This window comes from Nocardiopsis prasina DSM 43845 (genome assembly GCF_000341265.1).
GTDB lineage: Bacteria > Actinomycetota > Actinomycetes > Streptosporangiales > Streptosporangiaceae > Nocardiopsis > Nocardiopsis prasina.
Window position 1 is genome coordinate 1 of the sequence record NZ_ANAE01000137.1, and the last position, 14,362, is coordinate 14,362.

Sequence of the window (14,362 nt, forward strand, 5' to 3'; positions counted from 1 at the left end):
CCAGCAGCCGCACGCGTCACAAAGACCACAGGTCCCCCAGGTACCAACGGGTCCGCCTCCAGCACAGAGTCAGCAACCGGGGCAGTCCACCTCGCCCCAGGAGTCTCCCGGATCACAGGCACACCAGGAACGCGGAATCGCCCCACAGGCACCACAGGAGCCTCAGGGGCTCCCGCCCGCGCAGAACCACGCACCCCGGGCGCCTCAGGCGCCGCAGGGGCACCTGAGACCCACCCAGGCGCCGCAGGACCAGCGCCCCCGGCCGGTGCCGGGCCCGCCCGTGGCTCCGGGCCACCAGGCGCCCGGGACCCCGCAGGGACAGCCTCCGCACTCCGGTCACCAAGCGCCGATCAATCCGACGTACGGGCCCCAGCCGACGCACGCCACGCAGGCGGCGTGGGCACCTCCGGGACCACAGGCCGCTCCGGGCCATGCCGCACCGCACGGGACGCAGGTCCCGCAACGCCAGTGGTGGCCCCAGCCGACCCACCAGGCTCCCGGGTGGACGGGACAGCCCCGCACGGCGCGGTTCCCCGGCACCGTTCCGCCAGGGGCGCCTCCCCACCAGCGTCCCGGGCACTTCCCGCAGCCGCAGTGGCACCAGGGCCCTCCGCAGTGGGGGACGCCGCCACGGCCTCCGCGTGACAGGGGCCGGGCGGTGCTGGTGGGTGCGTTCTCGGCGGCCTCGGTCGCCCTGGTCGCGCTCGTCGCCAGCGTGGTCATCGCGGTGAACACCCCGCAGGAGGAGGTGTCCACCGGTGGCACCGACCTGGCGTCGTTCTACGACAGCGCCCTGCACGCCCAGCCGAACCCGGGGCAGGTCGACCTCGTCGACCACCCGATCTACGACGTGCCCATGCCCGAGCCCGTCGACTGCGGCCTGCCGGAACTGCGGACCGACTCGGACGACTCCTGGGAGGCGTTCGCCAACGAGGCCGGGACCTGCCTGAACGAACTGTGGGCGCCGGTCATGGACGAGCTCGGCCTGGACCCCGAACTGCCCGAGATCACCGTCACCGACGAGTCCCTGGAGACGGACAGCGAGGACTCCTTCACCCTGGCCTACTACGAGAGCGACCGGGGCCTGATCACCGTGGTCCTGCCGAACGTGCGCCAGGTCGGCGAGCAGATCCCCGACACCCACCAGGCGGACGTGTGGCTCGCGCTGATGGGCCACGAGTACGCCCACCACGTGCAGTACGCGACCGGCATCCTCAGCATCTCCCACGACCTGCGTCGCAGCGCGGGCAGCGAGGCCGACGAACTGGACACCCTGCGCCGCACGGAACTCCAGGCCGAGTGCATGGCCGGGGTGGGGCTGCGCGGCCTGACCGACCCCGAGGGCGACGCCCTGGACGTGGTCAACCTGCACTTCAACGGCGGTGGCGACCTGGACACCCACGGCAGCGCGGCCAACCGCGCGTACTGGCTGGAGTCGGGCTACACCAGCCCGACGGTGGGCGGCTGCAACACCTACGACGCCTCCGCCGGGGACGTCACCTGACTCAGTCCTGCCCCAGGATCCTCCGGTAGGCGTCCCAGTCCCTGAACTTCACGCGTTCCCCCCGGTCCAGGTCGGCCGCGTGGCCGGCCTCGGCGGTGTCGATGCGCAGCCAGCCCTCGTAGTCGCTGTGCCGCAGCCCGCGGTCGTCCAGGACCCGCTCCAGGGCGACGGGTTCGGGAACGGACGCGCGGAGCAGCGGGGCGTCCTCCAGAAGTGCGCGGACGGTCCCCGCGGCGTCCGACTTGTTCGTGCCGATCACCCCGGTGGCACCGCGTTTGATCCACCCGGCCACGTAGTCGCCGGGCACCGGCCTTCCACGGGCGTCCAGCACCCGGCCCGCCTCGTGCGGCACCGTCCTGGCACCGGGATCGAAGGGCACGCCTTCGAGGGGCACACCGACGTACCCGACCGATCGCAGCACCATGCCGACGTCCAGGACCTCGTGCTCGCCGGTTCCCTCCAGGCGGCCCTGGGGGTCGAGCCGGGTGTGCTCGACGCGCAGGCCGTTCACCCGGCCCGTACCCAGGATCTCCTCGGGCCGGGTCCAAAAACGCAGTTCGACGCGGCGTGGACGCCCCTCGGGAGCACGCTCGGCCAGTTCCCGCAGGAGCCGCAGGTTGGTGCGCGCCGCCCGGGAGACCTCGCGCAGTTCGGGGCTCCGGGTACCGATCTCGGTGAGGTCGATGTCCACCTGTTCGGGGCGCACCACGACGTCCACACCGGGAAGCTCCAGCAGGTCGCGGAGTTCGGGCGCGGTGAACTTGGCCTGGAGCGGACCCCGGCGGGCCAGGAGGTGGATCGTACGCACCCGGCTGGCGGCGAGCGCCTCCAGGACCGTCTGCGGGATGTCCGTGTGCCGGAGTTCGTCGGCGGTCTTGGCCAGGACGCGCACGACGTCGAGGGCGACGTTGCCCGCGCCGACCACCGCGACCTCCTCGGCGTCGAGGCCGAAGTCCTCCCACTGGTTGTCGGGGTGCCCGCAGTACCAGTTGACGAAGTCCGTGGCGGCGACGCTGCCGGGCAGGTCCTCACCGGGTACGCCCATGCGCCGGTCCACACTGGCGCCGGTGGCGTAGACGACGGCGTGGTGGGAGCGCGACAGGTCGGCGCGCGTGAGGTCGGTGCCGAACTCGACCCCGCCGACGAACCGCACGTGCGGGTGCTCCAGGACCCTGCGCAGCGTCCGCGCCACGCCCTTGATCTTGGTGTGGTCGGGGGCCACCCCGTAGCGGACGAGGCCGTAGGGGGTGGGCAGCCGGTCCACGATGTCGACCCGGACCGGTACGCGGCGCTGGCGGGTGAGGGCGTCCGCGGCGTAGACCCCGGCCGGGCCGGAGCCGATCACGGCCACCCTGAGCGGAGTCTCGTCCTGGGCGTCGGGCTGGTCGGTCATGAACCCATTCTGGCAGCACCGGAGTCAGATCCAGTGCTGCCAGGAGGGTGTGGGTCAGGCCTTCTCGTCAGCCAGTTCGGGCCGGGTTCCGCCCAGCTCGGTGTGGCGGGAGACGGTTTCCGTGAGCTTGCGGGACAGTTCCTGCGGGGTCAGCCCCTGCTGCTGGAGGATGCGGTCGCGCTTGGCGTGGTCGAGGAACTCCTGCTCGATGCCGAAGGTCCGCACGGGCACGTCCACGTCGTGGTCGCGCAGCAGGCGGGCCACGGCGTCGCCGACGGCGCCGGTGCGGCCGTTGTCCTCGACGACCGCCACCACGGAGTGCTCGGCGGCCTCGGCCACCAGGGCCTCGTCCAGCGGCTTGACCCAGCGGGGGTCGATGACCGTGACGCCGATGCCCTGGTCGGCCATGCGGTCGGCCACCTCGCAGGCGACCTGCGCCATGGTGCCCGCCCCGACGATGAGGAGGTCCTTGCCGTGGCCGCCGTCGGTGGCGCGGCGCAGCAGGTCCATGCTGCCGACCTTGCCGATCTCGGTGAGCTCCTCGGCCACCGCGCCCTTGGGGTAGCGCACGACGGTGGGGGCGTCGTCGACGGCCACGGCCTCGCGCAGCAGGGCGCGCAGCCGGACCGCGTCACGCGGTGCGGCCAGCCGGAGCCCGGGGACCACCTGGAGGATGGACATGTCCCACATGCCGTTGTGGCTGGCGCCGTCGTTGCCCGTGACGCCCGCGCGGTCCAGGCAGAAGGTGACGCCCTGGCGGTGCAGGGCGGCGTCCATCAGCACCTGGTCGAAACAGCGGTTGAGGAAGGTCGCGTAGACGGCGACCACCGGGTGCAGGCCGTTCATCGCCATGCCGGTGGCGGCGGTGGCGGCGTGCTGTTCGGCGATACCGACGTCGAAGACGCGGTCCGGGTAGGCGTCGGCGAACTTGTTGAGGCCGGTGGGGTGGAGCATCGCGGCGGTGATGCCGACGATGTCCTCGCGCTCGCCGCCCAGTTCCACCATGGTCTCGGCGAAGACCGACGTCCACTTCTCGACCTTGGGGCCGGGTTTGGCCGCACCGGTGTCGATGTCGAACGGGCCGGGGGCGTGGAACTGGTCCTCGTCGTGGTTCTCGGCCGGGGCGTAGCCCTTGCCCTTCTGGGTGATGACGTGGACGATCACCGGTCCGCCGAAATCGCGGGCCCGGCGCAGGGCCTTCTCCACGGCGGGCTCGTCGTGTCCGTCGATGGGGCCGAGGTACTTCAGGCCGAGGTCCTCGAACATCATCTGCGGCTGGATGGTGTCCTTGAGGCCCTTCTTGAGGCCGTGCAGGGCCTCGTAGAGGGGCTGTCCGACCACCGGGGTGCGGTTGAGGGTGTTCTTGGCCAGGTCCAGGGCCTGCTCGTAGCCGGGGGCCATGCGCAGCGAGGAGAGGTGGTCGGCCAGGCCGCCCCTCGTGGGCGAGTAGGAGCGGCCATTGTCGTTGACGACGACGACCAGGCGCCGGTTCTTGCGCTCGGCGATGTTGTTGAGGGCCTCCCAGGCCATGCCGCCGGTGAGGGCGCCGTCTCCGATGACGGCGACCACGGTCCGGTCGGTGCGGCCCTGGACCTCGTTGGCCTTGGCCATGCCGTCGGCGTAGGACAGCGATGTGGAGGCGTGGGAGTTCTCGATGAAGTCGTGCTCGGACTCGGCGCGGGAGGGGTAGCCGGACAGGCCGCCCTCCGACTTCAGGTCGCTGAAGTCGTGGCGGCCCGTGAGGACCTTGTGCGCGTAGGCCTGGTGCCCGGTGTCGAAGAGGATGGGGTCCTTCGGTGAGTCGAAGACCCGGTGCAGCGCGATGCTCAGCTCGACGACGCCGAGGCTGGGGCCGAGGTGTCCCCCGGTCTGGGAGCAGGAGTCGACCAGGAAGTCCCTGATCTCCCGGGCCAGCGCAGGGAGCTGGTCGGCCGGGAGCTTCTTGAGCGCTTCCGGATTGTGTATCGACTCGAACAGTGTCACTGTCTCGTCAGTCCCCTCGTCCAGCGTGTCCACGTTACGTATGCCCGCTCCGGCCCCTGACGTGGGCCGAGCTTGGCTACCGGCAGGTATACCCGAGTTTATGGGCCTTCGCCCCCGGGTCACACCCGGCGTCGCCCCAGAGGCTACGGATTTGACGGTACCCCCGACATAAGGGCGTGATCGATTCCGGCGGACTCCGCCGGGACGACTCCCGCCACGGAGGTTTCGGCGTAGATTACTCCCTCTTGGGAGCGGCTTTACCGCAGACCACCCGAGTTGCCGAGGCTAGCCGAGCGCGGCCTGTGTGAGGAGGCCTATCGCGGAGACGGTCACCACACACAGCAGGGCCGTCCGCATACGCCCCGGTTCGACCCAACGACGGACCCGGTTGCCGACCAGGAAGCCGAGGCCCACACAGGGGATGGCGGCGATCCCCGCGGCGGCGGTACGAGCGTCCAGCTGCCCGCCGATCCCGAGGGAGAGCAGGGAGAGGGCACCGCCGAGCAGGAAGAACCCGGCCAGGGTGGCCCGCACTCGCTCGGGTGGTTCGTGCTGGTAGAGCAGGGCCATGGGTGGTCCGCCCACGGAGGTGGCGGTGCCCGCGAACCCGGAGAGGGTGCCCGCCGCGACCAGGGACACCGGGGTGATGCGCACCCGGAAGGACCGCACGGTCAGGGCGACGGCCACGAGCACCATGACTCCGACCACCGCGGCGAGGGCGCGGGGTTCGAGGACCGCCACCACCCACACCGCCAGGACGGTGCCGGGCAACCGGGCGGGCAGCCCCCAGGCGAGGCCGCGCCAGTCCACGTGGCGCCACTCCTGGAGGAGGGTGAACATCGGCAGGATGATCACGGCGATCAGGAGCGAGCCGGGCATGAGCGTGGGGTCGAGGAAGGAGATCACCGGGGCGGCGACCAGTCCGAGGCCGAGTCCGACCATGCTCTGGACGGCCGCTCCGGCCAGGACGGCGGTGGCCGCCACCAGGAGGAAGACCCAGGCGTCGATCTGCCCGAACAGGGCGTGGGCGGTGGGTGTGAGGAGATCAGCGAACATGAGGGGGACGACGTTATATCCCCCTCAGCCCGATCGGGATTAGGAGATAGGGAGATGGGACGACGTCATCGACACGTCCGTCGCACGCCGTCCACGTAGGCCGTCGCCCGCTCCGGGTGCAGGAACCAGTCGATGAGCCCGGCGGGGTCGCCGAAGGAGTTGGCGAACCGGTCGGCGGTGGGCGGGTGCCGGTCCGCCGGGCGGTACAGCTCCCCCACGTGGTGCGGCCCGGTGAGCATCACCCTGCTCCACGCGGTGACCTGCCGTGCGTGGCGGCGCTCGTCGCGGGGGAAGACCCCGGCGAGTTCGCCGCGACCGGCCGCGATGACGACCAGTTCGTGGTCGGCCCTCAGGGACACCAGGTCGTCGGGGGTGACCCGGTGGCGGAGCACGCGGCCGCCGCCCCGGGCGAACAGCTCCGCCCACGCCGCCAGCTTCAGGCGTTGGTCCACCGAACGCGCGGGCTCGTCCAGGCACCCCACCCAGTCCACCTCGGGCGCGGTTCCCCCGTCCGCGCAGGCCGGCGCGGCTGGCATCGGCCGGGCCGGGGAGACTTCGGATTCGTGGAGCGCTCCCCCGCTCCGGAGCAGCGTCGCGGATCAGCCCACGCACAACACACCCTCCCGCACGAAGCCGACAAAGCGACACACACGGTCCGCGCACGCGGCGGGGCCCGGACCGGTGGGAGTGGAACCGGCCCGGGCCCTTCGGCGGACCCGGGTCCGCCGCTTCGGGAGTGGAACGAGGTGGGGGCTGGCTAGGCACCGCCCCTGGCGTGGGTCTTGCGTCCCCGACGCGAGAGCGCGTCGAGCACGACCGCGATCAGCAGGACGGCCGCCGTGATCATGAAGCGCACCGAGGTGTCCATCTGGAGCAGCAGCAGGCCCGAGGTGATGGCGCCCAGCACCAGGCCGCCGAGCAGGGCCGAGTAGGCGTTGCCGCGCCCGCCGAACAGGCTGGTGCCGCCGATCACCGCCGCCGCGATGGCCATCATCAGTTCGGCGCCGCCACCGGTGGACACGCTGGCCGCGAAGTTGCGGGACACCAGCATGACGCCGCCGAGGGCCGCCAGGGTGGAGGCGATCCCGAAGACGGAGATCCGGATGAGGTCCACGTTGATCCCGGCCCGGCGCGCGGCCTCCGAACTGCCTCCCACGGCGTAGACCATGCGGCCGTAGCGGGTCTTGCGCAGCACCAGGTCCAGCACCACCACGAAACCCACGAAGATGAGGAAGGCCAGCGGCACGCCCTTGTACTGGTTGAGCACCCACACGCCGCCCGCCAGCGGCAGGGCCAGCAGGAGGGTCCGGAACAGCACCTCGGTCACCGGCTTGTAGGGCAGGCCCACCGAACGGCGTCTGCCCTCGACGACCAGTACGGACACCAGGTAGAGGGCGAGGGCCACCAGGACCAGGAACCAGCCCACGACCGGGACGAAGTAGGTCTGGGTGAGCATCGCGATGGGGCCGCTGGAGCTGGTGTTGATGCTCCCGTCGCCGCCCATCAGGTACAGGTGCACGCCCTGCCAGCCGAGCAGGCCCGCGAGGGTGACCACGAAGGCCGGTACGCCCATCTTCGCGAAGACGAACCCGTGGAGCAGGCCCACCAGGAGGCCGACGCCCACGGCCGCGCCGATGGCCGCCCACTCGGACCAGCCGTGCCGGACCGCGAGGACCGCCAGCACCCCGGCGGACAGCCCGGCGACCGAACCGATCGACAGGTCGATCTCCCCGAGCAGCAGGACCATGATGACGCCGGTGGTCATGAGGCCGATCGCGGCGATCTGCACGGTGAGGTTGGACAGGTTCTGCGGGGACAGGAACCGGTCGTTCATCGACTGGAAGACGACGGCGATCAGCAGGAGGCCGACGATGACCGGAGCCGCGCCCAGCTCTCCGCCCCGGAGGTTGCGGCGCAGGGCCCGGAGCCACCCGCCGGGCGAGGCGACGGTGGCCAGCAGGCGGGGGTCGCGCCGGGGGCCGCTCGCCGCAACGGAGGTGTCGTCGCCCTGGGAGACGTGTGTCTGCTGGCTCATTCCTTGTCCTTCGTGGCCGTGGCCGATGAGCCGGTACGGGTGGATCGACGGGTCACCGGGTTGTCCGAGGCGCCGGTGATGGCGGCCACGATCTCCTCGTAACTGGTCGAGGCGATGGGGAAGTCGCCCGCGTTGCGGCCGAGGCGGAGCACGACCGCCCGGTCGGCGACGGCGCGGACGTCGGCCATGTTGTGGCTGATCAGGACCACACCCAGGCCCTGGTCGCGCAGGCGCTCGATGAGGTCGAGGACCTGGGCGGTCTGGGCCACGCCCAGCGCCGCGGTGGGTTCGTCGAGCATGACCACGCGGGGCTGGCCCAGGAGGGACCGGGCGATGGCGATGATCTGCCGCTGGCCGCCGGAGAGGGCGGCCACGGGCACGCGCAGGTCGGGGATGCTCACCGACAGGGAGTCGAGGAGCTCCACGGCCCGCCGTTCCATCTCGACCTCGTCGAGCGTGCCGGGGAAGTGGAGTCGCTCGTTGCCCAGGAAGAGGTTGCCGACGATGTCCAGGTTGTCGCACAGCGCGAGGTCCTGGTAGATGGTGGCGATCCCGAGGCGTTGGGCGTCGGCGGGCGCCCCGATGGTGACCGGCGTGCCGTCCCAGTGGACGGTACCGCCGCTGTCGGCCGGGTGTGCCCCGGCGATGACCTTGACGAGGGTCGACTTGCCCGCGCCGTTGTCCCCGAGCAGGGCGACCACCTCCCCGGGGTCGACCTGGAAGTCGACCTCGGAGAGGGCCTTGACGGCCCCGAAGGTCTTGGAGATCCCGGACAGTTCCAGGACGGGTGTACTCATGTGCCTGTTTCTCTCTCTCGCCCCCGACGGGGGCCGGTTGCTCCGCGCGCGGCCCGGCCTCGCGGGGCGTCGCGTCCGGGCCGCCTCGGACGGTGGGGCGGCCCGGACGTGGGGCCTGGCTAGAGGGCTTCCTTGCAGAAGTCGAAGTCGGCGTAGTCGGCGGTGCAGATCTGCTCGATGGTGTAGAAACCGTCGGAGACGACCGTGTCGGCGATGTCGTCGACGGTGACCGCGACCGGGTCGAGCAGGATCGAGTCGACCATCTCACCGTCGGCGTCCTCGACCTCGGTGACGGTGTGCTCGCCGGATTCGAGGTCGTCGCCGGTGGCCAGGGAGACGGCCATGGCGGCGGCGATCTCGGCCTCGGGGCGGATGGCCTTGTAGACGGTCATGTACTGCTCACCGGAGACGATCCGCTGGATGCCGTGCAGCTCGGCGTCCTGACCGGTGACGGGGGGAAGGTCCTCCACGGAGACGCCGGCGCTGCGCAGGGCGGAGATGATGCCCGCCGCCATGCCGTCGTTGGCCGAGTAGACACCGACGATCTCGTCCAGGCCGAGGGAGGTGATGGCACCCTCCATCTGGCTGTTGGCCTCGTCCGGGGACCAGTCGGGGGTGTCGAACTCCTGCCCGATCTCGACCTGGCCCTCGAAGATCTCGTGGGCGCCCGCCTTGAAGTCGCCCGCGTTGGGGTCGGTCGGCGAACCGTTGATCACGACGATCTGGCCGTCACCGGCGGTTCCCTCCTGTTCGAGGGCGCCGACCAGTGCCTCGGCCTGGACCTGGCCGACCCGGAAGTTGTCGAAGGAGACGTACATGTCGACGCCGCCCTGGGCGAGTCGGTCGTAGGCCACGACCGGCACCCCCTGGCCGCGGGCCTCGTTCACGGTTCCGGCGGCGGCCTCGGAGTCGACGGCGCCCAGCACGAGGACGTCGACCCCGGCGGTCAGCATCGCCTGCGCCTGGGTCTGCTGTTCGTCGACGTCCTGGTCGGCGTTGGCGTAGGAGAGCTCGCAGTTGGGGCAGAGGTTCTCCAGCGCCTCCTCGAAGTAGGGCTTGTCGAAGGCCTCGTAGCGGGCCGTCTGGAGCTCGGGGAGCAGCAGACCGACGTGGAAGCCCTCCTCGATGCTGTGGGTCTGGGTCTCACCGGCGGAGTCGTCAGTGGTGAGCGAACCGCAGGCGGTGGCGAACAGGGCCAGGGCCGCACCGGCGGCAGCGACGCCCAGGGTGGCGGTGGGGCGGCGGAGTGGGGAGCGTCTTGTGGTCAACGCGGGGGGCCTCTCTTGCGGAACCAGCGCGGATGAGAATGCGCGATCGATGGTGTGAAGTAGAACCCCGCGTCCACCTTGCCGTCAACTGTTGAACACATAACCGAAACATTACGAGTCTTGAGTTCATGAGCTGAAATCAAAAAAGGTGCAGGCCAGGACGCTTGTGCACGAGGCGGGCGCTGTGCGGAGCGTGCGGCACACCCGTGTGAAAGATCTTCACAGGGGAGAACGAACGGGCCAGCAATCAGCGCAGGCTGTGAGCGGCCGTGAGCAGTGCGCCGCGGATCGCCGCGTCCTCGCCCAGGGCGGTGGTCTCCAGTTCGAGCTGAGCCAGGGCACCGCCCAGGGTCCCCATCTCCATCGCCCGGCGCATGGGATCCAGCAGGAGGTCACCCGCACCGGCCAGGTCACCGCCGACCACCACGCGGTCCGGGTTGAACAGGTTGGCCATGATCGCCACCCCCTGCCCCAGGGCGCTTCCGGCCTCCGCGATGATGCGGCGGCTGCCGGGGTCCTCCCCCAGCGCGGAGGCGACCACCTCCCGCAGGCGGGTACGGTCCGTGCCGGGAGCGAGGTCGTAGGTCCGGGGCAGCATGTTCAGCAGGTACCCGGTGCCCACGAAGGTCTCCAGACAGCCCCGGTTGCCGCAGCGACACACCTGCCCGCGCGGGTCCAGACCGATGTGCCCGATCTCCCCCGCGGTGCCGCCCGCGCCCCGGAAGAGCTGGCCGGACATGACGATGCCCGCCCCGACGCCCTCGCCAAGGACCAGCTGGATGACGTGGTGCGCGCCCTGCGCGGCGCCCAGTTCGCGTTCGGCCACCACGGCGAGGTTGGCGTCGTTCTCGGCCCGCACTGGCAGGGCGCGGNGCGGGGCGAAAGCCCGCCCACCGGGCCAGGCAGGAGATGGCGCCGACCTCGCCGGTGTCGGGGGCGATCGGCCCCGGCACGGAGGCCACCACGGAGGCCACGGTGCCCAGGTCGATCCGGGCGCCCAACAGGGTGGTCTCGGTCAGCCAGGCGGCCCGGCGGACGGCGCGCTCGGCGTCGGCGGCCACCTCGTAGGCAATGGACTCGCGGGCCAGCAGGTTGCCCTCGCTGTCGCCCACCGCCACGCGAACGCGGTCGGTTTCGAACTCCACGGCGACGACCGTGCCCGGGGGACGCAACAGTGTGACCGCCCGGGCCCTGCGTCCGTTGGAGGAGGCGTCGCGCACCGACACGGTCCCGGCGGCGCGCAGGCCGCGGACGATGTTGGAGACGCTGGCCGCCGACAGCCCCGTGGCGCGGGCGAGTTCGGCCTGCGTGCGGGTGCCGTCCCGGCGCAGCACGTCCACAACGCGGCGCTCGTTGGCCTCCCGCAGCGCTGACTGGGATCCGGGGGTCGTGCCGGTCTCGGTCACCACGTGCCCCTTCACTCCGTCGGTCCGCTCGCTCTGGCGTTGTTCGGTCGAATGTTACAAGCATTGAACGGGGAGGCGGACCCCGGAGTCACCGTCGCGGCGGGGCCGGGGCGCGTGTGCCCTAGGTTCGTTGTCATGGCGAGGGTGAGCACCGACCGTCCCGGGTGGGCGGAGTACGTGGCCGGGACCGTTCTGGGGGCCGTCCGGAGGGGCCCTCGGGTGCGGGTCGTGTCGGTGGAGGGGCGTTCGGGGTCGGGCAAGAGCACCGTGGCAGCCCGGGTGTGCCGTTCCCTGGGCGACCGGGGAGAGGCGGTGGCCCTGTTGACGATGGAGGACCTGTATCCCGGCTGGGACGGCCTGGCCGAGGCTCCCGCCCTGCTCAGGGAGTGGGTGCTGCTGCCACTGGCCGAGGGGCGCGCACCCGCCTGGCACCGGTACGACTGGGAGCACGCGGAGTTCGGCGCGGAGTGGGTCGGCCTCCCCGCCGACCTCCTTCATCACGGGGGCACCCTGGTCGTGGAGGGATGCGGTTCGGGGGCCGCCCCCGTACGCGACCTGACCGACCTGCTGGTGTGGGTCGAGGCCGACCCGCGGACCCGGGCCCGCAGGCTCGACGGCCGTGAGGACGCGGAGCAGTACGCCCCCCATCGTGCCTCGTGGGCCCGGCAGGAGGACACCCTGTACGCCGACGACCCGCCCCGGGAGCGCGCCGACCTGCTGGTCGACAACGACTGAGCCGGACACCGAGGCGGATCCGGAGTGCGGACGGGGCCGGGGTCTCCCCGGGCCCCGTGGCCGCCGAGCCGATCCGCCTCAGTAGGCCTTGCGGGGCGGGCGCGAGCAGAGCTCGCGTGCGCGGCGGATGTCGGCGTCCATGCTCCGCAGGCCCGCTGCCAGAGCCTGTCCCTGGAGGGGGATGTTGCGCAGGCGCAGGTCGCGTGCCTCGCGAACGGCGCTCCCGTTCTCCCTGAACACCATGATCAGAGCGACTCCCCCCGCCGCGAGCGAGGACAGGAAGAACAGCGTCCCCAGCCCCGACCCGTTCATCGCCGCACCCAGGACGAGGGACAGGAAGAAGAAGATGATGGCGGCCGCCACGAACACGGACCTGATCCTGGAGATCTGCCCCGCCTCGGTGGCCTCGGCGGCCAACGAGTCGTGTTCCCGTCGCAGCGACTCCCGCTGCGTGGCCCAGACCCCGCGCTGGCGGATCAGGGTCACGACGGCCGACAACGAGCCGTAGACCGCCGCCGCGTACCCCGCCCGCTGGGCGCCCGAGGCCAGCTCCACGCGCGACCAGAGCGCGCTGGTCCAGTCGGCCGCGCCGGGCATGTCCCCCGGGTCCGGGGGCACCATGAGGTCGGGGTTGAGCAGGAAGGTGAGCGCCAGCGCCGGGTCCATGCGCCCCTCGAACCCGCGCCAGCCGTTGAGGTTCTGCGCCAGCTCCCGGTGGAAGGCCATCCCGGTCCGCTCGGCCTCCTCGACGTCCTCTGCCAGCCGGCGCAGCTCCGGAGCGTCCTCGTGCCGGTGCTCCGACATCTGCCGCAGCAGCTGGGGCCGGGCCAACAGCATGAGTTCGTTGGCCTCGTGACCGCCGGTGATGAGCGGGCGCGGGTCGTGGAAGAGCTGGCGCAGCCCCGCGAGGCTGAGCTCGTGCCCCCGGAAGAGGGGTGGCAGGTCCGGGCTGGCCTGGGCGACGAAGGAGGCCACGGCCAGGTTCGCGTCCCGGACCTCGCGGCGGAACAGTGAGCGGTCCACCTTGGTGTCGTTGATGTCGTTCATGACCCAGGACCCGAGCATGGCCCGCTCGGCCGGGTCTCCGAGTACCATCACCGCCTCCGACCAGTGCTCCTGCATGGCCGCGGCCAGGGGCTCGATGCGGGAGAAGCGCACCCCGGCGAACCGGTAGGGCGGGGCCTCCTCCCCTGTGTCGGAGTCGGGCGCGGGCGGCCCGTAGGAGTTCTGCGACCGCACCAGGGACGGCGGCGGTGTGAGGTACGCGGGCCGTCCGGAGGGAGGCGCGGCGGCGTGGTGGGGAGGGGGCTCGGGGGTCGGGGTCGGTCCGGCAGCGCCCTGGTCCGCGGTCCGGCCGTCGGGGGTGGGAACGGTACCCGCGACCAGGTGGTGGAGCAGGGCGGGCGCGTCGGGGCGCCGCTTCGGGTTCTTGTCCAGGCAAGCCAGGATCGTGCCCAGCAGGGGCCCCGACAGGTCGCCCGTGTCGGGTTCCCCGGAGAGCACCTTGGCGATGCGCGCGGCCTGGGTGGGACCGTGGAAGGCGTCCCTGCCGGTGCCGGCGAACACCAGTACCGAGGCCCAGGAGAAGACGTCCACGGCCGCGGTGAGGCGCATGCCCTCCAGCTGTTCGGGGGCCATGTACCCGACCGTGCCGACGATGCCGCTCGCGGTCACGGAGGTGGACTCCACGGCGCGGGCGATCCCGAAGTCGATCACCCGGGGCCCGTCCGGAGCGAGCATGATGTTGTCCGGCTTCAGGTCCCGGTGCACCACGCCCGCCGCGTGGATGGCCGCGAGCGCGGTGGCCGTGGCGATGGCCAGGCGCTGGAGCTCGGCTCCGGTGCGCGGTCCCTCGACGGTCACGGCCCGGTGGAGCGTGGGGCCGTCGATGAACTCGGTGGCGATCCACGGCTGGGCGGCGTCGGGGTCCGCGTCCAGGATCTCCGCGATGCAGAACCCGCTCACCCGGCGGGCCTGCTCCACCTCGGCCGCGAAGCGGCGCCGCATGTCCGCGTCGCCGGACCAGTTGGCGTGCAGGAGCTTGACGGCGGCTCGGGTGCCGTCCCCGGCCTCGCCGAGGAACACCTCCCCGAAGCCGCCCCTGCCCAGCGATCGCGTCAGGGTGTACGGACCGACCGCGCGGGGGGCGGGCGTCAAGTCCGTGGTCTCGTCCACGAGCGCGTCC

General features: G+C 71.9%; 10 protein-coding genes and 1 pseudogene. 2 read left to right on the forward strand and 9 right to left on the reverse strand.

Annotated features, from left to right (window positions below):
* Positions 1-658: 658 nt before the first annotated feature.
* Positions 659-1,504 carry a neutral zinc metallopeptidase gene (locus tag D452_RS0114965; RefSeq protein WP_017544965.1) on the forward strand — a complete coding sequence of 282 codons (846 nt, stop codon included), beginning with the start codon at positions 659-661 and terminating at the stop codon, positions 1,502-1,504.
* Between the two features lies 1 nt (position 1,505).
* Here D452_RS0114965 and D452_RS0114970 read toward each other — a convergent pair whose 3' ends face one another.
* The 8 genes and pseudogenes from D452_RS0114970 to D452_RS28335 form a co-directional block, all read right to left on the reverse strand.
* A complete protein-coding gene (locus D452_RS0114970) occupies positions 1,506-2,897 on the reverse strand; it encodes an FAD-dependent oxidoreductase (protein ID WP_017544966.1) in 1,392 nt (463 codons plus the stop codon).
* 54 nt (positions 2,898-2,951) lie between these two features.
* Positions 2,952-4,880: a 1-deoxy-D-xylulose-5-phosphate synthase gene (gene dxs, locus D452_RS0114975; RefSeq protein ID WP_026129329.1), complete on the reverse strand. Its 1,929-nt coding sequence runs from the start codon at positions 4,878-4,880 to the stop codon at positions 2,952-2,954.
* Between the two features lie 285 nt (positions 4,881-5,165).
* Positions 5,166-5,936 carry a sulfite exporter TauE/SafE family protein gene (locus D452_RS0114980; RefSeq protein ID WP_017544968.1) on the reverse strand — a complete coding sequence of 257 codons (771 nt, stop codon included), beginning with the start codon at positions 5,934-5,936 and terminating at the stop codon, positions 5,166-5,168.
* Positions 5,937-6,001: 65 nt separating this feature from the next.
* The gene (locus D452_RS0114985; protein WP_017544969.1) at positions 6,002-6,472 is read right to left on the reverse strand and encodes a hypothetical protein; all 471 of its coding nucleotides are present in this window, start codon (positions 6,470-6,472) and stop codon (positions 6,002-6,004) included.
* A 221-nt stretch (positions 6,473-6,693) separates the two neighbouring features.
* Entirely contained in the window at positions 6,694-7,971 is a 1,278-nt protein-coding gene (locus D452_RS0114990) for a sugar ABC transporter permease (RefSeq protein WP_017544970.1), read from the reverse strand.
* A complete protein-coding gene (locus D452_RS0114995; RefSeq protein WP_017544971.1) occupies positions 7,968-8,768 on the reverse strand; it encodes an ATP-binding cassette domain-containing protein in 801 nt (266 codons plus the stop codon). The genes D452_RS0114990 and D452_RS0114995 overlap by 4 nt, the downstream gene beginning before the upstream one ends.
* A 119-nt stretch (positions 8,769-8,887) precedes the next feature.
* On the reverse strand, positions 8,888-10,036 hold the full coding sequence (locus D452_RS0115000; protein ID WP_017544972.1) for an ABC transporter substrate-binding protein: 1,149 nt from the start codon (positions 10,034-10,036) through the stop codon (positions 8,888-8,890).
* Between the two features lie 247 nt (positions 10,037-10,283).
* Positions 10,284-11,442 (reverse strand): annotated as a pseudogene (locus tag D452_RS28335) (ROK family transcriptional regulator).
* A 135-nt stretch (positions 11,443-11,577) separates the two neighbouring features.
* Here D452_RS28335 and D452_RS0115010 point away from each other — a divergent pair.
* Entirely contained in the window at positions 11,578-12,177 is a 600-nt protein-coding gene (locus D452_RS0115010; RefSeq protein ID WP_017544975.1) for a uridine kinase family protein, read from the forward strand.
* Between the two features lie 78 nt (positions 12,178-12,255).
* Here D452_RS0115010 and D452_RS0115015 read toward each other — a convergent pair whose 3' ends face one another.
* The gene (locus tag D452_RS0115015) at positions 12,256-14,352 is read right to left on the reverse strand and encodes a serine/threonine-protein kinase (protein WP_017544976.1); all 2,097 of its coding nucleotides are present in this window, start codon (positions 14,350-14,352) and stop codon (positions 12,256-12,258) included.
* Between the last annotated feature and the right edge of the window lie 10 nt (positions 14,353-14,362).

Coding starts and splice junctions, on each gene's coding strand:
- D452_RS0114970 (WP_017544966.1), bottom strand. CDS start 2,897: ATGACCGACCAGCCCGACGCCCAGGACGAGACTCCGCTCAGGGTGGCC.
- D452_RS0114980 (WP_017544968.1), bottom strand. CDS start 5,936: ATGTTCGCTGATCTCCTCACACCCACCGCCCACGCCCTGTTCGGGCAG.
- D452_RS0114985 (WP_017544969.1), bottom strand. CDS start 6,472: ATGCCAGCCGCGCCGGCCTGCGCGGACGGGGGAACCGCGCCCGAGGTG.
- D452_RS0114990 (WP_017544970.1), bottom strand. CDS start 7,971: ATGAGCCAGCAGACACACGTCTCCCAGGGCGACGACACCTCCGTTGCG.
- D452_RS0114995 (WP_017544971.1), bottom strand. CDS start 8,768: ATGAGTACACCCGTCCTGGAACTGTCCGGGATCTCCAAGACCTTCGGG.
- D452_RS0115010 (WP_017544975.1), top strand. CDS start 11,578: ATGGCGAGGGTGAGCACCGACCGTCCCGGGTGGGCGGAGTACGTGGCC.